This window comes from Leucobacter salsicius M1-8, from assembly GCF_000350525.1.
GTDB lineage: Bacteria > Actinomycetota > Actinomycetes > Actinomycetales > Microbacteriaceae > Leucobacter > Leucobacter salsicius.
Map to the genome: position 1 here is coordinate 23684 of NZ_AOCN01000015.1, position 15159 is coordinate 38842.

The 15159-nt window shown below is 67.0% G+C and carries 15 protein-coding genes; 10 read left to right on the plus strand and 5 right to left on the minus strand.

Annotation, left to right across the window (positions count from 1 at the left end; all coding sequences use genetic code 11):
- Positions 1 to 14: 14 nt before the first annotated feature.
- Positions 15 to 2360 (minus strand): DUF6049 family protein, encoded by a 2346-nt coding sequence (locus tag C795_RS0105335; RefSeq protein ID WP_017792724.1) that lies wholly within the window; start codon positions 2358 to 2360, stop codon positions 15 to 17.
- A 52-nt stretch (positions 2361 to 2412) separates the two neighbouring features.
- On the opposite strand from C795_RS0105335, the gene C795_RS0105340 reads away from it, so the two are divergent.
- The 9 genes from C795_RS0105340 to C795_RS0105380 all read left to right on the plus strand — a co-directional run bounded on the left by C795_RS0105340 (position 2413) and on the right by C795_RS0105380 (position 9501).
- Positions 2413 to 3888, plus strand: a complete 1476-nt coding sequence (locus C795_RS0105340) for a CCA tRNA nucleotidyltransferase (RefSeq protein WP_017792725.1) — start codon at positions 2413 to 2415, stop codon at positions 3886 to 3888.
- The gene (locus C795_RS0105345) at positions 3881 to 4711 is read left to right on the plus strand and encodes a PIG-L family deacetylase (RefSeq protein ID WP_017792726.1); all 831 of its coding nucleotides are present in this window, start codon (positions 3881 to 3883) and stop codon (positions 4709 to 4711) included. Before C795_RS0105340 ends, C795_RS0105345 begins: the two co-directional genes overlap by 8 nt.
- A 137-nt stretch (positions 4712 to 4848) precedes the next feature.
- Entirely contained in the window at positions 4849 to 5211 is a 363-nt protein-coding gene (gene rpsF / locus C795_RS0105350; protein ID WP_017792727.1) for a 30S ribosomal protein S6, read from the plus strand.
- Between the two features lie 3 nt (positions 5212 to 5214).
- The gene (gene ssb / locus C795_RS0105355; protein ID WP_017792728.1) at positions 5215 to 5766 is read left to right on the plus strand and encodes a single-stranded DNA-binding protein; all 552 of its coding nucleotides are present in this window, start codon (positions 5215 to 5217) and stop codon (positions 5764 to 5766) included.
- Positions 5767 to 5828: 62 nt separating this feature from the next.
- Positions 5829 to 6089: a 30S ribosomal protein S18 gene (rpsR, locus tag C795_RS0105360; protein ID WP_017792729.1), complete on the plus strand. Its 261-nt coding sequence runs from the start codon at positions 5829 to 5831 to the stop codon at positions 6087 to 6089.
- A 20-nt stretch (positions 6090 to 6109) separates the two neighbouring features.
- Entirely contained in the window at positions 6110 to 6559 is a 450-nt protein-coding gene (gene rplI, locus C795_RS0105365) for a 50S ribosomal protein L9 (protein ID WP_017792730.1), read from the plus strand.
- Between the two features lie 485 nt (positions 6560 to 7044).
- Positions 7045 to 8424, plus strand: coding sequence for a replicative DNA helicase (gene dnaB / locus C795_RS0105370; protein ID WP_017792731.1), 1380 nt, complete (start codon positions 7045 to 7047; stop codon positions 8422 to 8424).
- Between the two features lie 133 nt (positions 8425 to 8557).
- A complete protein-coding gene (locus C795_RS0105375) occupies positions 8558 to 9169 on the plus strand; it encodes a DUF308 domain-containing protein (protein ID WP_017792732.1) in 612 nt (203 codons plus the stop codon).
- Positions 9170 to 9219: 50 nt separating this feature from the next.
- Entirely contained in the window at positions 9220 to 9501 is a 282-nt protein-coding gene (locus C795_RS0105380; protein WP_017792733.1) for a hypothetical protein, read from the plus strand.
- Between the two features lie 4 nt (positions 9502 to 9505).
- Here the strand turns inward: C795_RS0105380 and C795_RS0105385 are convergent, their stop codons facing one another.
- From C795_RS0105385 to purB, 4 genes are all read right to left on the minus strand, one after another.
- Positions 9506 to 10045: a hypothetical protein gene (locus tag C795_RS0105385; protein WP_026139473.1), complete on the minus strand. Its 540-nt coding sequence runs from the start codon at positions 10043 to 10045 to the stop codon at positions 9506 to 9508.
- Positions 10038 to 10916 (minus strand): LssY C-terminal domain-containing protein, encoded by an 879-nt coding sequence (locus C795_RS0105390; RefSeq protein WP_026139474.1) that lies wholly within the window; start codon positions 10914 to 10916, stop codon positions 10038 to 10040. Before C795_RS0105390 ends, C795_RS0105385 begins: the two co-directional genes overlap by 8 nt.
- 107 nt (positions 10917 to 11023) lie before the next feature.
- Positions 11024 to 11944: a siderophore-interacting protein gene (locus tag C795_RS0105395; protein WP_017792734.1), complete on the minus strand. Its 921-nt coding sequence runs from the start codon at positions 11942 to 11944 to the stop codon at positions 11024 to 11026.
- 200 nt (positions 11945 to 12144) lie between these two features.
- Positions 12145 to 13530: an adenylosuccinate lyase gene (purB, locus tag C795_RS0105400; RefSeq protein WP_017792735.1), complete on the minus strand. Its 1386-nt coding sequence runs from the start codon at positions 13528 to 13530 to the stop codon at positions 12145 to 12147.
- Positions 13531 to 13786: 256 nt separating this feature from the next.
- Between purB and C795_RS0105405 the strand changes: the two genes are divergently transcribed.
- Entirely contained in the window at positions 13787 to 15157 is a 1371-nt protein-coding gene (locus C795_RS0105405; RefSeq protein ID WP_157486980.1) for a hypothetical protein, read from the plus strand.
- Positions 15158 to 15159: the final 2 nt, after the last annotated feature.

A 15159-nucleotide genomic window follows, 5' to 3' on the forward strand; every position in this document is an offset into this window, starting at 1 on the left:
ATCCTAGGCGCGCACTATTCCGCTGAGCTTGACGACTCCTCAGTAGCGCCCGACTCATCGCCCTGGGATGACCCCTCAGCCGCGGCCTTCGCCGCATGCTTGCGCCGCTTCTTGAGACTGCGGAAAATACCGGCGACAAACAATACGACCGCGCCCACGCCCAGCACCCACAGCCCCACGGTCTCCACCGTTGTGCTGATCGAGAGCTCGAGTGTGCCGGTAAACACGGTCGGATTGCCGCTCGTGGCGCTCACGGTCACCACGATGCCAGATACCCCCGACGTCACGCGGCTGTGCACCGGCACGAGCACGCGCTCATTGCCCTCGGCGGCCACGCGCACGTCATCGAACACGCGCTCCTCCACGTCAATGGCGGCCGACACGGGCTCCGCCGTCACCTTCACGATCGCATCGAACGGCAGCGAATTGTGCAGCTGCACGGGCACGCTCGTCGACACCCCCACGAGCTGCGTGTGCTCGGTGCTAATCACCTGCACGCCCTCGAGCAGCTCGGCATCCCGGGCGCGATACTTCGTCGCGGCGGCGTCAAATCCCGCGTCGGCTGGCGCATACCGCGTCGCAAACAACTGCAGCAGCCGGGTGCGCTGATACCCGCTCAAATACTGGGGATGCTCGAGCACCGCCCCCACCTCGTTCACGGCCGCCTCGCGATTCGCCGCCGATCGCAACAGCGCGAGCCGATCCTCCAACGCCCCCGCGCCCTTCAGCGCGGCCGTGCCGGCCTCCTGATCGGACACGCGGGTAGCGCGCACAAAATCAAGCTCGGCAAGCGCGGCAAGTATCCGCTCCGGATCCTCCACATCAGCCACCACCGCGCGGTCGAGCCCGATCGCCACCCCGGGGCCGCCGGCCTGTGCGCGCACGGCGAGCTCGCCGGCCAGCTGCGCGAGGCCCGCGGCCTGGTCGGTGGCGGTGGTGCCCGCGAGTGCCTGGGACGCCGCCTGGCCGAGCCCTGCGTCGGTGACGACGACGGTGCCGTTCGGCAGGTCGGCGCGCGGGCCGCCCGAGTGCTTCACGTTGCCCGAGTCGAGCACGACCGCCGGAATGTTCGAGACCTTCAATAGGTCGATCGTGCCCTGGTCGACGTTGCCCTCGGCGGGCCAGGCGGCGACGTCGCCGTTCCACTTCAGCAGTTCGGTGAGGGTGGGTGGGGCCACCGTGGCCTCGGCACCCTCGGTGGCGTCCGCGGACGGCTTGGTATCGGGGGTGCCGTTAGCGCCGTCGGCATTCGCGTCGACGGCACCAGCGTCGGCTGAAGCGTCGGCTGAAGAGTCGGCCTGCGGGTCAGACGCAGAGTCAGTCGCGGACGCGCTTGATCCGGCGCCGTTCGCCGCACCTTCACCCGCGGGCGCCTCGAACTCTCCGAAGCGCGTGACGAACTCGAGGCTCGAGGGGCTCATGAGCGAGGTGAAGCCGAGCGCGGCCTGCGCGGCGACGTCGGCGTCACCAAACTGCAGCAGAAAGCTCGGGCTCGTGGTCGCCTCGAGGCGCGTGAGCAGGTCGCGCGCCGCCTCGGGAGCGTTTACGCCGTAGCTGCGAATGCCCGCGATGATGCGCGGATCGATCGCGAGCGTCGCCTTCGCGGCCTCGGCGCCGGTGAGCAGCCGGTCCCAGCCGGGCGTGAGCTCGCCGAGCTGCGCGCGCGTGGGCATGGTCTGCACATTCGCGGGCAGCACGAACGGCACGATCATACTCAGGGCGATCTTGTGCTCTCCGGATCCGCGCCACACGAGCGGGGTCGTCGCCGTGGCGGCGGGGGCGTCGGCACCCTCGGCCGTGTAGCTCGCACGCAACACATAGGTGCCGGGGGCGGTGGTGTTCGTGAACGGCAACTCGGCCGCGGTCACCTCGACGGAGGCGCGCTGCTCGCCGGGATCGATGACGGGTAGAGCGGGGGTGTCGCCATTGGCGGGTGCGTCGCCGGCGGTAGTGCCCGCTGCGGTTTGGTCAGGCATGTCAGCGGTGTCGGCCGGGCCGCCCGCCGCCTTCGTGGTGCCGAGCTCGCTCGTGGCGAGCTTTGAGTAGGTGAGGCCGTCGGGGCTATCGAGCGCGTCCACGCTCTTGACCGGGGCGACGCTGAGTTCGAGCAGCAGCTCCCCCGCCGCCAATTCGGTGTCGCTCGGGTTGCGCAGCAGGGCATCGACAGTGAGTGGACCGTTCGGGTCGGTGAGCACCGGCTCCCCCGGTGCCACGACGAGCGTCGGCTCCGGCGCGGGCTCGCTGGCAGCAGTGGTGTCGGTGGTGTCGGTGGTGTTCACCTTGGGCAGCGCGCCCCCCAATGCCAACGCGAGCGACAGCACGCCTGACGAAGCGGCAGCAATAAGGGAGCGAATGCGCATGCATCAAGTGTAGGGAGCGTTCACCCCCAGGGCCCCCAGGTACGATTGACGGATGCCATCTGTCGCCGATTCCATGGTCGCGCTGCGCGAGATCGCCGCGGCCCCCGCCGTCGCCACCCTCGCCGAAGCCTTCGCCCGCGCCGGGCACGAGTTCGCCCTCGTCGGCGGCCCCGTGCGCGATGCAATGCTGGGCCGCCCGGTCACCGACCTCGACTTCACCACCTCGGCCAGACCCGAGGAGACGCGCGCCATCCTCGAGGCGCTCGGCGCGAAGATCTGGGATGTGGGCCGCGACTTCGGCACGATCGCCGCGCGCGTGCACAGCGAAACCGTCGAGATCACGACCTACCGGGCCGAGATCTACCGCGACGACTCCCGCAAGCCCGAGGTCACCTTCGGCGACACGATCGAGGGCGACCTCGTGCGCCGCGACTTCACGATCAACGCGCTCGCGCTGATGCTGCCCGAGCTGAAGCTCGTCGACGTATCGGGCGGCGTCGAGGATCTGGTCGCGGGCAAGATCCGCACACCGGGAGCCCCCGAGGCGTCGTTCACCGACGACCCGCTGCGCATGTTGCGCGCCGCCCGCTTCGCCGCGCAGCTCGGCTTCGAGGTCGTACCCGACACCCAAGAGGCCATGGTGCGCCTCGCCGACCGGCTCGACATTATCTCGGCCGAGCGCATTCGCGACGAGCTCGTGAAGCTGCTCAGCGCGAACGATCCGGTGCCCGGCATTCGGTTGCTCGTCGACACGGGCCTCGCCGAGCGGTTCCTCCCCGAGCTCACGGCGCTGCTCGAGACGCAAGACGATCACGGCCGCCACAAGGACGTCTACGAGCACAGCCTCACCGTGCTGCGTCAGGCGATCGAGCTGGAGAGCGTGCGCAAGACCGGCCCCGACGGCGACCCCGATATCGTGCTGCGCCTCGCTTCGCTGCTGCACGACATCGGCAAGCCCGCCACCCGCCGCTTCGAGCCCACCGGCGTCACCTTTCACCACCACGACGTCGTGGGTGCCAAGCTGGCGAGGAAGCGGCTGCGCGAGCTGCGCTTCGACAACGACACCATCAAGCGGGTCGCCCGCCTCATCGAGCTGCACCTGCGCTTCTTTGGCTACAGCGACCAGTCCTGGACCGACTCGGCCGTGCGCCGCTACGTGCGCGACGCGGGCGGCGAGCTCGCCCAGCTGCACATCCTCACGCGCGCCGACGTCACGACCCGCAACCGCCGCAAGGCGGAGCGGCTCGAGCACGCCTACGACGATGTCGAGCGCCGGATCGAGGAGCTTGCTGAGGCTGAGGAGCTTGCGGCGGTGCGCCCCGAGCTCGACGGCGAACAGATCATGGCGCTGCTCGGTGTGAAGCCGGGCCCCGTGATCGGCCGGGCCTACAAGTTCTTGCTCGAGCTACGCCTCGACGAGGGCCCCGTCGGTGAGGAGGCCGCGACCGAGCGGCTGCTCGCCTGGTGGAACGCGCAGCAGAACGAACAACAGACCCAGAACGCAGAAGGAACCCCGAGCGATGCCTAACGAGACGCCCGACGCGACCCCCACCGACCTGACCGACGTTGCGAACTGGTTCGACGGCCGCGCCCGCGTGCTGTTCGTGCACGCCCACCCCGACGACGAGACGATCACCACGGGCGGCACCCTCGCCGCGCTCTCCGAGGCCGGCCGCGAGCCGCTGCTCGTCACGATGACCCGCGGCGAACGCGGCGAGGTCATGGCGGGGCCGCTGCAGGCGCTCGCCGCCCCCCACGGCCTCGCGGTCGCCCGCCAGAACGAGCTGCGCACCGCGATCGGCATGCTCGGTCTCGGGCGCCACGTCTTCCTAGGCGTCGAGCCCGCACGCGCCGAAGGCCACCCGCCCACCATCTATGAGGACTCGGGCATGGCCTGGGGCGAAGACGGCCGCGCCACCGCGGGCCCCGACGCCGGCATCGACGCGCTCACGAGCGTGCCCGTCGTCGAGCCCCTCACCGACCTGCTCGCCGCCGCGCAGCAGTCGGGCGCGCAGGCCATCGTCAGCTACGACGACGGGGGCGGCTACGGCCACCCCGACCATGTCCTCTCCCACCGTCTCGCCCGCGCCGTCGCGCAGGCCCTCATGATCCCGTTCTGGGAAGTTACGACCGCAGAGGCCCAGGCCGCCGCGGGCGATGATCCGGATCATGTTTACGAAGCACACGATGTCGCCCCGTGGCTCGATCGCAAGATCGCGGCCTTGCGCGCGCACGCCACCCAGGTCTTTGTCGATGGAGACGAGCTGGAGCACGTGGGCGGTCAGCGCGAGCCGATTCGCGCCGTGGAAGTATTTCGCCGAGTCGTGCCAGAAACCTTGCCCAATGAGTAGGGCCCTGCCCATATCAGTGGTAAGCTAGTTAAGTTGTCTGTGCGTGGCTACCCTTGTCGCGCGTGGGCACGATGCAAATACACCCTCCTGTCACAGAAATCCTGTGGCCGTGAAGTCCGAAGGAGGTGGGTCAGTACATGCATCCGTACGAACTCATGGTGATCCTCGATCCGGGTATCGACGAGCGTACCGTGGCTCCCAGCATGGAGAAGTTCCTCTCCGTCATCAGCAAGGCTGAAGGCGTAGTAGAGAACGTCGACATCTGGGGCAAGCGTCGCCTCGCATACGAGATCAAGAAGCAGACCGAGGGCATCTACGTTGTGGTGAACTTCACCGCTTCGCACGAAGCCACTGCAGAGCTCGATCGTCAGCTGGGCCTTTCCGAGGCCGTGCTGCGCACGAAGGTGCTCCGCACCGACGAGATCAACGCTCAGCGTGCCGCTCAGGCTAAGCGCGACGAAGCTAAGGCTGCTCGCGCAGCTGCTAAGGCTGGCGCGTAACCCATGGCCGGAGAGCCGCTAGTCACAGTCGTCGGTAACCTCGTTGCCGATCCCGAGGCCCGCGTAAGCCAGGCCGGTAAGTCGTGGGTTACGTTCCGTATCGCCTCGACCCCGCGCGTGCGTGATCGCCAGTCGGGCGACTGGTCTGACGGCGAACCGCTGTGGCTCGGATGCCGCGCGTACGGCGAATACGCCGACAACATCGCGGCATCGCTCACGAAGGGTATGCGGGTAATTGTGCAGGGTCGTCTGACTCAGCGCAGCTACACCGACAACCAGGGGCAGCAGCGCACCTCACTCGACCTTGAGGTCGAAGAGGTGGGCCCGTCGCTTCGCTTTGCTACAGCACAGGTTTCACGCGGTCAAGCGCGTGGCCAGGTGGGTGGCTTTGGCGGCGGCGGAAGCGCGCAGCCCGCGGGTCAGCCGAGCTGGGGACAGCCGGCTGCCGCACCGCAGCAGCCTCAGACGCAGCAGGACAACCCCTGGACCAGTTCTGGTCAGGGTGGGTCGGGCGGCGGCTTTGGTGGCGGCTTCGACGACGAGCAGCCCTTCTAGGGCGCGAGCTTCGATTTACTTCTTGTTCCGTTTCTCGGAACGCATCACGAAAAGAGACCACAATGGCAGGCAAGTCCAGCGGCGCAGGCCGCAAGCCGGGTCGCGGTAAGAACGCAAAGACCGTCGCCCCCGCTAAGAAGCAGACCGTCGGCGTCATCGACTACAAGGATGTCGCGACGCTGCGGAAGTTCATCTCTGAGCGCGGCAAGATCCGCGCACGCCGGATCACCGGCGTGTCCGTTCAGGAGCAGCGACTGATCGCGAAGGCCGTGAAGAACGCCCGCGAGATGGCACTCCTCCCCTACGCCGGCTCCGGCCGCTAAGCCGCGAAGGAGAGCACATCATGGCGAAGGTAATTCTCACTCACGAGGTCGTTGGCCTCGGATCCGCCGGTGACGTCGTAGACGTCAAGACCGGTTACGCACGTAACTACCTGGTGCCCCAGGGCTACGGTGTCCACTGGACCCGTGGCGGCGAGGCTCAGGTTGCGCAGCTGCGCGCAGCTCGCGACGCACGTGCACTCGCTTCGGTCGAGGACGCTCAGGCGCTCCGCGACAAGCTGCAGGCAAGCAAGGTTCGCCTGTTCGCTAAGACCGGCACCGGTGGACGCCTCTTCGGCTCCATCAAGGGCGCTGCAGTTGCTGCAGCTGTCGCTGAGGCCGGCATGGGCGAGATCGACAAGCGTAAGGTCGTGCTTCCCGCGATCAAGACGACCGGTGAGTACAAGGCTGTCGTGCACCTGCACGAGGGCGTTGACGCTCGCATCACGCTCCAGGTTATTGCCCAGCGCTAAAGCTTGGTAGTTGCCTTGCGGGGCGGTGGTTCCTCACGGAGCCGCCGCCCCGTTTGCGTTTTCTTGGACTGGTTTCTTGGACTGGTTTCTTGTGGCGGTTTTGGTGAATCGCGCGTAAATTGCGGGTGTCGCCGTATGCGCTTCCGGGCGTGGCGTCAATCGAAAATTCGTACGAGTTCTCCACAGCGTGCCGCTGTAGGCTGAGACTCAACCCCGACCTGAAGGTTGAATAACTTTCCACCTGTGGAAAGTGTAAAGCCCAGGTCACGGGCCTCTTTGTGTTAACAGCATGGATTCCATCCACAGGTTATCCCCAGAGGTGTGGAGAAACTCCCGCACAAACTCGCGAGTTTTGCACATAGTTATCCACAGGTCAATTTGACCGATATTGCCCCCGTGTGCGCGGCCGCCTAGCGTGAACGCGAGGCGTAGTAGTTTCCCGGCGCTGGTCGCCTTAGTTTTTGCAGTAGTTAAGGAGTAGTCGCGTGTCGATTGCACACCTCGGTATCCCCGACGAGTTTGAGCAGGAGGGGTCGTCGCGCGGCTTTGAGCGCACGCCGCCCTACGACCTGCTCGCGGAGCAGAGCGCCCTTGGTGGCATGCTGCTGTCGAAGGACGCTGTGGCAGACGTCACGGGTATTCTCACCGGCGGCGACTTCTATGTGCCCAAGCACGAGGTGATCTACGAGGCGGTGCTGTCGCTCTACTCGCGCGGCGAGCCCACCGACGTCATCACCATCACCGATGAGCTGACGAAGCTCGGCGAGCTGCAGCGTGCCGGCGGCGTCGACTACTTGCACAGCGTCACGAGTATCGTGCCGACCGCCGCCAATGCCAGCTTCTACGCTGAGATCGTCGCCGAGAAGGCGCTGCTGCGTCGGCTTGTTGAGGCGGGCACCCGCATCGTGCAGATGGGCTACGCCGGCGAGGGTGAGGCGATTGACCTTGTCAACGTCGCGCAGTCCGAGATCTACGGCGTTACTGGTGAGTCGCAGGGCGAGGACTACGTGCCGCTCTCGCTCGCCGTCGACGCCGCCCTCGAAGAGATCAGCAAGGCCAGCAACTCCACCGGCGGCATGATGGGCGTGCCCACCGGCTTCACCGAGCTCGATGCCCTCACCAATGGTTTCGCTGGTGGCCAGATGATCATCATCGCGGCCCGACCCGCAATGGGTAAGTCGACGCTCGCGCTCGACGTGGCCCGCAACGCGTCGGTGCACGCCGACGCCCCCACCGTCTTCTTCTCACTCGAGATGGGCCGCGCCGAGATCGCAATGCGACTCCTGGCCGCCGAGGCTACGATCCCGATGCAGACGCTGCGTAAGGGCACCCTCGACAATCGCGACTTCCAGAAGCTCGCCGCCACGCAAGCGCGCATCGCCGAGAAGCCGCTCTTCATCGATGACAGCCCCAACCTGACGCTCGTGGAGATTCGTGCCAAGTGCCGCCGACTCAAGCAGCAGCACGGGCTGCGCATGGTCGTCATCGACTACCTGCAGCTGCTCTCGAGCGGCAAGAAGGTCGAGAGCCGTCAGCAAGAGGTCAGTGAGTTCTCGCGAGCCCTCAAGCTGCTCTCCAAAGAGCTCGACGTGCCCGTGATCGCGCTGTCACAGCTGAACCGTGCGTCGGAACAGCGTGCCGACAAGATGCCCGCGATCAGCGACCTGCGTGAGTCGGGTTCGCTGGAGCAGGACGCCGATATGGTGATCCTGCTGCACCGCGAGGCCGTGGGAGACCGCGACAGCCCGCGTGCGGGTGAGGCCGACTTCATCCTCGCGAAGCAGCGTAACGGCCCCACGGGCACCGTCACCGTTGCGTTCCAGGGCCACTACTCGCGCTTTGCTGACATGCCGAGCGGGGTGTAGCGGAGGCTTCGCCCTGATCGCACGGCTGCCTTGCTGAGTGTCTTGCCGGGTGTCTTGTCGGGCGCCCCGCAGGGCACTCAGGCATGCCCAGAACGGCGCGATAGACTGGTTGGGTTACTTCGAGGGGAGCACTATGACTGCGGCAAACATGCAAGCGGCCGAAGCGGTGACCCCTCCCGTGCAGGTGTCCCGCGCCATTCGGTTGGTGCGCGTGATCGTGTTGATCGTCGCCGGTCTCGCGGTGGCATTCACGGCTCCCATGCACGAGCAGATCGGCTTTGACCAAACACTGCTGTGCATCTCGCTCGCCGGCCTCGGTATCGCCCACCTGCTGCATGCCTTGGCTGCACGTGGCCGCGGTGGTTCTCCGATCGCGCTCATGCTCGGCATCGTGGCGATCGCCGCCGCCGTGCTGGTTCCGCTGAGCGGCATGGCCTCGCCCGATCTCGGCGTCACCACGCTCGTCTCGATCACGCTGGCCGTATGGGCGCTCGTGAGCGGGCTGCTCGAGTTCATCTGTGCCTTCGTGCAGCCGGGCTCCCGTCAGGATGCGCTGCTGCTCGGCGCACTGGGCGTGCTGCTGTCCATGCTGATCCTCGTGTTCCGCAATGATCCGGTCGCCGTGATTGGCTTCTTCGGGGCATACGCGGTGCTCGCAGGTGTCTTCCTCGGCATCTCAGCGTTCGACAACCGCGCTGCCGGTGCTGCTGCCGCTGTCACGGCCGCGAACGCCCAGCCGCAGTAACCGCTGCCACACTCTTCGCTCGTATTTCCAAGCTCTAACGAAAGCACACGATGTCTAAGTCTGACTCTGCCAAGCACGATCCAGTGACCCCGTCGCGCAGGGACCGGCTGCGCCCGCTTGAGCTGGTTGGCTTCTCGGCCGTCCTCGCTATTTTTGCCGGCCTGGTCGTCATGCTCACGACGCGCGACTGGGTACTTGCACTTATCTTTCTCGGCGTCGCATTCATCGTTTCGGTGATGATGGTCGCGCTCATCGGGCTCGGTGGCAAGCCGAGTGACGAGGACGACGAGGCTCGCAAGGACCTGCAGAGCCCCGACGACGTCTGGCACTAAGCCTCTACGCCTGAGACTCCGAGCTGCCCATGCGGCGGCTCCTTCGACGCCCGCGCGACCACGCGCGGGCGTCTTTGCTTGATAACGCCAGCAGGATCAGGATGTCGAGCGTCACTGTGAGCAGCGTCGTGCGCACGGTGATCTCCTCGCCCGAGCTAAAGTAGGCGAGTGCTGCCGCCGTGATGCTGAGGGTAGTGCCCGCCATCACGAGCATGCGGGCCGCGTTGCTGCCGAGAAGCACTAGCCACGCCATGACCGCGAGCAAGATCACCCAGGCGAGATCCACCGTCACCACGATGCCCAGAAGTAAGTCTTGCTCGTCGCGCGAGAGGTCAATATCGTGAGCAACCTCGGGGAGCGCTCTCGCGAACCCGGCGAGCCACAGTAGGCCGCCTAGCGCACGCAACCATACGAGTATGGCTCCGCCCGTGAGCGCCGACGGGCGAGGACCCCGCACCGCGGGATTGACGTCCGTGTGCGTCGCCGAGGCCAGGAGATCGACGGCGTCGCTGGTGACGCCGCGCTTTGCGGGGAGCTCAGTCATTGGTCGTCGCCCCCGTTCTGTGGTCTGTATCGGCCCTGGAGATGTCGTGCCGGTCGATCTCGGCGATTTCGATGATGGGCAGGTCGCCGTCGGTGTGCACGCTATCGCCGCCGCCGTTGCGCGAGTGATAACCGGTCGAGAAGTCGGGGAGGTGTACGACTCCCACATGGGGGCCAGAACCTAGCAGGCTCTGGACCACAAAATCCCGCTCGATGTCGATGTTTGCGTCGATCCGGTGCGTGATTTGGAGGGTGAACAGTGAGAAGCCCACCGCACGGTCGAACGTGCCCGCGGCGAGCCAGTCGACGCGGGTGCCGCCGGGCAGTAGCCAGCCGTCGGGTGTGCGCCAGAAGCGCACGTGGTGGCGTTTGGCGGGATTACCCGCGACCTCCTGCTGGTACGCGAAGTCCTGCATGCGGCCGAAGAGAAACAGGGGGCTGACCGGGGCCTCGGGGTAGCTCGAGCGCGACACGGTCGAGGTTACGATGCGCAGGCTGGAGCGCAGGGTGACGGGGTCGGCCCGGATCCAGTCGGCGCGCTCCAGGGCCGCGTGCAGTTCGGCCTCGGGGCCGCGCAACGCGAGGTTCACGGGGTCGCCGAGCAGGCCGTCGCTCGTGCGGGCGCGGCCGATGAAGTAGTCGGGCACGTAGATGCTCGTGAGGATGCGGTGCAGCCGGGGCAGCGTCAGGTAGGCCAGGATCCCCCAGAACACGAGAAGGTAGGCGATGCCGAACCAGCCGACGCTGAGACTGTCGCCCAGCATGAGCCAGCCGAGCCAGACGGCGGCGACGCCCGCGAAGATGAAGAAGAACTCGTCGAGCACTGCGGTGAGGGAAACGCGTCGTCGCGCCCGCTGCGGTGAGGTGCCCATGGAATCATCGTACCGACCCGTGGCCGCGCAGATGCCCTAGTTTGGACGCTTTTCAGGCGTCTAAAGCGTCCAAACTAGGGCATCTGCGCGGCCTGGCGATGGTTGGCCTACTCGTCGGGGTCCGTCGGGTCGATCGGTGCGTGGTGATCGAACGCCGTGTCGCCGCGTCGCCAGTAGCCCGTGACGGCGTACTGCTCTCGGGGCAACCCGAGCTCGTGGCGCAGCAGCCTGCGCAGCGGAATGAGCGAGGTCGCCTCACCGGCCACGAACACGTACGTGTCGGCGTCGATGCCAGCCGCCGTGGCAGCCGCGACGAAACCGTCGGTAGCGGCAGTGACCGGGACATCCCGGCCGCACTGCGCGCGCAGGTACCGCCGAGCGGACTCCGCAGCGTCAGTGACCGATCCAGCTACAGAGTCTGCATCAACGTGAGTGTTGGCTCCAGCGTCATGCGTCTCAGCTGCGGCCTCATCAGCATCAACGATCACCCGAACATCGGCACTGGCAGGCATCTCCGATACCCAGCGCGCGGCGGCTGGCAGCGCCGTGCCGTCCACGAAGCAGAGCACGCGGGGTGCGTCAGTGGCGACCTCGCGCGAACCACGGGGCCCCACGACGACGAGCTGGTCCCCCGGCCGGGCGCCCGCGGCCCACCGTGAGGCGGGGCCGGCGTTGGCGTGCTGCAGGATGTCGAGGTCGAAGGCGCGCTCGCCGGTCTCGGGCAGCTCGCGCATGTTCATCGGGGTGAAGTCGCGGCCGTGCATCGGCAGGTCGGGGCGCACTATGCCGTCGGTGTCGTGACCGGCTGGGGCAGGAGCGTTCAGCACACCGGTGTCGGGATCCGGAAAGAAGACGCGGGCATGGTCCGACGGGCCGGTGCTCGCCCAGTCATGGAGTTCAGGGCTGGCGAGGCTCACCCGAATGAAGTTTTCGACCTGAGTGACCGCAGCCACGGTCACGGTGCGGGCGGTGAATCGGTGCCGAGTGGTGGGGCGGTTAAAATGGGCGAGGAGATCTGCGTTGGTCACGGCCGTCCTTTCATGGAGTACCTCCACTCTGGCCTATCCGCCTGGGTAGTGCCGGGTTGCGGCTGGCGACATAGCGGTACCCACTTTCCGAGCCCCTTCCAGCCCCGCCCCCCTCCCGGAAACGAACAGATGCCCCAGTTTGTTTGCTTTAGACGGTTCTAAAACAAACAAACTGGGGCATCTGTGGCCGAGCGAACGAACTACCGCTGCAGGAAGTCGACCAGGCGCACCGCGTCGCCAATGTAGGTCGCGGGCGTCAGCGCGAGCAGACGCTGCTTCGCCTCGTCGCCGATCTCGAGCGCCGACACGAACTCGATGAGATCGGCCTGGCCGATCCGGCGCCCGCGCGTGAGCTCCTTGAGTGCCGCGTACGGGTCAGAAATCGTCGAACGACCGGCGGTCACCTCAGCGCGAATCACGGTCTGAATCGCCTCGCCGAGCACCTCCCAGTTGTGGTCCAGGTCGTAAGCGAGCGCCTCGGGTGCCGCATCGATCTGGCCCAGGCCCTTCACGATGTTGTCGAGTGCGAGCACCGAGTGGCCAATGCCCACGCCGATGTTGCGCTGTGCCGACGAGTCGGTCAGGTCGCGCTGCCAGCGGCTGGTCACGAGCGTCGCGGCGAGCGAGTCGAGGATCGCGTTCGACAGTTCGAGGTTCGCCTCAGCGTTCTCGAAGCGGATCGGATTGACCTTGTGTGGCATGGTCGACGAGCCGGTAGCGCCCGCCACGGGGATCTGGCGGAAGTACCCGATGGAGATGTAGCTCCAGATGTCGGTCGCGAGGTTGTGCAGAATGCGGTTCGCGTGTGCGATGCGCGTGTACAGCTCGGCCTGCCAGTCGTGCGACTCGATCTGCGTGGTCAGCGGGTTCCAATCGAGGCCCAGGCCCTCAACGAACTCCTGCGACACCTGCACCCAGTCAACGGCGGGATCGGCAGCGAGGTGCGCGGCAAACGTGCCGGTCGCGCCCGAGAACTTGCCCAGGTACTCGATGTCATCGATCTGGTTGAGCTGGCGCTCGAGACGGTACACGAACACGGCGAGCTCGCGGCCCAGCGTCGTGGGCGTCGCGGGCTGACCGTGCGTGCGGCTCATCATCGGCAGCTCGCGGTACTCCTCGGCCTGGCGTGCGATCTCGGCGATCACCTTGACGAAGCGGGGGCGCCACACATCGGCGACGGCCTGCTTCACGGTCAGCGCGTACGACAGGTTGTTGATGTCTTCGCTCGTGCAGCACACGTGCGTCAGCTCGGCGAGGTGCCCGAGGCCCTGCTGCTCGAGGCGTGCGCGCACGAGGTACTCGACGGCCTTCACATCGTGCTGGGTGACGCGCTCGGTCTCAGCGAGCTCGTCGATCTCGGCCTGCCCAAAGTTCGCGGCCCACTCGCGCAGGCTTGCCAGCTGCTCGGCTGCGATCGGCGTTCCGCCCAGCAGCGAGTGCTCGGTCAGGTAGGCGAGCCACTCGACCTCGACGTGCACGCGCGCCTTGTTCAGGCCCGCCTCCGAGAGCGTGTTGCCGAGGTCTTGGACCGCGGCGCGGTAGCGGCCATCGAGCGGGCTGATGGGCTGAGGGGGCAGGGTCGTCATGTTGTCTCCGTGCGGTGTCGGCGAATAACGGGCAAATCTCCCACTATTCTCCCATCTATTGCGGCGCCGGATCCCGGCCCGCGAGCAAGCGGGGTGCACGACGCGGCTGCGGGCCGCTCGTGAGCGGGATCCGGATCAGCCACGGCGCCCGGATCGCAGCGCCTCAGCAGGCTGTTTCACGGGAAACATTGGGGTGTAAGAGCAGTCGTCGTCGGAGGCAGGCGGGGCGTTTCTGGCCGGTTGCTAGGCTCGAGCTATGACGTTGCCTCCTCCGAATGAGCCCTGGAACCCGCCGCTGCCTCCGACCCCTAATGCGGCGGAGTGGCCCGAACCGGGTGACATGGATGAGGCTCCGACTGCGACGTTCGTGGATTCGTCGACGGCGCCCACGGCGGTGATGCCGCCTCCCCCGCTGCCGGCATCGATGCCTGCGCCTCCGCAGCCGCTGCCGGCTCCGCCCGCTGTTCCGGGAGCGCCGTCTTGGCCAGCGCCCGCCGCCGCGCCTGTGCCGATGCCTGCACCTCCGGCTCCGACGTTCGGAGCCCCTGTCAGCAATGCGCCGTCCGGAGGGTTCGGCGGCAATGGTGTTCCCGGGGGTCAGGCGCCTCCGCCGCAGGCTCCCCGCCCGGCCAGGCGCCGTTCCAAACGCCGCACCATCCTCTGGGCGAGCGTGGGCGTGGGCGTCGCGCTGCTCGCCGGCGGTGCCGCGGTGGCGGTGTCCCTGATCAACGATTCGCGCGATCCGGCGGCCCAGGTTGAGGAGTATCTCGGCCTGCTCGCGAGCGGTGAGGCCCAGAAGGCCGCGAAGCTCGTCGACCCGGCCGTGGCCGACGCCTCGCTGCTCACCGACGAGGTGCTGGGGGCGGCCGACGAGCGCATCGATGTGGTTTCGGTCGAGACGGTGGACCGTTCGGGCGAATCTGCGCGTGTGCTGGCGCGCATGTCGCTCGCTGGCGAGGAGTTTGAGCGCGAGTTTACGGTCGATCACGGGCCCAACGAGTGGCTCCTCCTCGAGACCTGGGAGCTCAACGAGCCGCTCGTCGTTGAGGCAACGATCTCGCTGACCGGCCCCGTGAGCGCGGGCGATATGCCCGTCGCGGTGCAGGTAGCCGGGGTTGAGACGGTGATCGCCGACACCATGACGGGTGACGACACGGGCACCGTGTATGTCTACCCTGGCGTGTACGGGGTCGCGGCGGGCGACCTGGGTGCCTATCTCACGAGCGAGGGCGACAGCCTGGTCGCGGGGCACCCCGAAACGTGGCCCGAAGTGCGGCTCGCCGCCGAGCTCAATGGCGCGTTTGAGGAAGAGGTTCTCGCGCAGGCGGCCGCCTACGCTGACGGCTGCGTGCGGGTGGGCGGCAATGAAGTGGTGTCGAGCAACATGGACTCCAGCTGCCCCGCGATCACCCGCAACACTCGGCTGTCCGAGCTGAAAGTGTCAAAGTACCCGAAGGCGCTGAGCGACGTGGGCGCCAAGTCGTTTAGAACCGAGGAGTACGAGTTTGAGGTGCGCAGCAGCTCGGCCTCCGCACGCCTCGACCGGTCAAGCTCGTCGCTCTCGGGCGAGATCAGCTGGAAAAACGGCAAGCCCAGCGTCATCGACGCCAGCTTCGGCTGGTGGTAGCG

Coding starts and splice junctions, on each gene's coding strand:
- C795_RS0105340 (WP_017792725.1), top strand. CDS start 2,413: ATGCCATCTGTCGCCGATTCCATGGTCGCGCTGCGCGAGATCGCCGCG.
- C795_RS0105335 (WP_017792724.1), bottom strand. CDS start 2,360: ATGCGCATTCGCTCCCTTATTGCTGCCGCTTCGTCAGGCGTGCTGTCG.
- rpsR (WP_017792729.1), top strand. CDS start 5,829: ATGGCAGGCAAGTCCAGCGGCGCAGGCCGCAAGCCGGGTCGCGGTAAG.
- C795_RS0105405 (WP_157486980.1), top strand. CDS start 13,787: ATGACGTTGCCTCCTCCGAATGAGCCCTGGAACCCGCCGCTGCCTCCG.
- rplI (WP_017792730.1), top strand. CDS start 6,110: ATGGCGAAGGTAATTCTCACTCACGAGGTCGTTGGCCTCGGATCCGCC.
- C795_RS0105390 (WP_026139474.1), bottom strand. CDS start 10,916: ATGGGCACCTCACCGCAGCGGGCGCGACGACGCGTTTCCCTCACCGCA.
- rpsF (WP_017792727.1), top strand. CDS start 4,849: ATGCATCCGTACGAACTCATGGTGATCCTCGATCCGGGTATCGACGAG.
- ssb (WP_017792728.1), top strand. CDS start 5,215: ATGGCCGGAGAGCCGCTAGTCACAGTCGTCGGTAACCTCGTTGCCGAT.
- C795_RS0105380 (WP_017792733.1), top strand. CDS start 9,220: ATGTCTAAGTCTGACTCTGCCAAGCACGATCCAGTGACCCCGTCGCGC.
- C795_RS0105385 (WP_026139473.1), bottom strand. CDS start 10,045: ATGACTGAGCTCCCCGCAAAGCGCGGCGTCACCAGCGACGCCGTCGAT.
- C795_RS0105375 (WP_017792732.1), top strand. CDS start 8,558: ATGACTGCGGCAAACATGCAAGCGGCCGAAGCGGTGACCCCTCCCGTG.
- C795_RS0105345 (WP_017792726.1), top strand. CDS start 3,881: ATGCCTAACGAGACGCCCGACGCGACCCCCACCGACCTGACCGACGTT.
- purB (WP_017792735.1), bottom strand. CDS start 13,530: ATGACGACCCTGCCCCCTCAGCCCATCAGCCCGCTCGATGGCCGCTAC.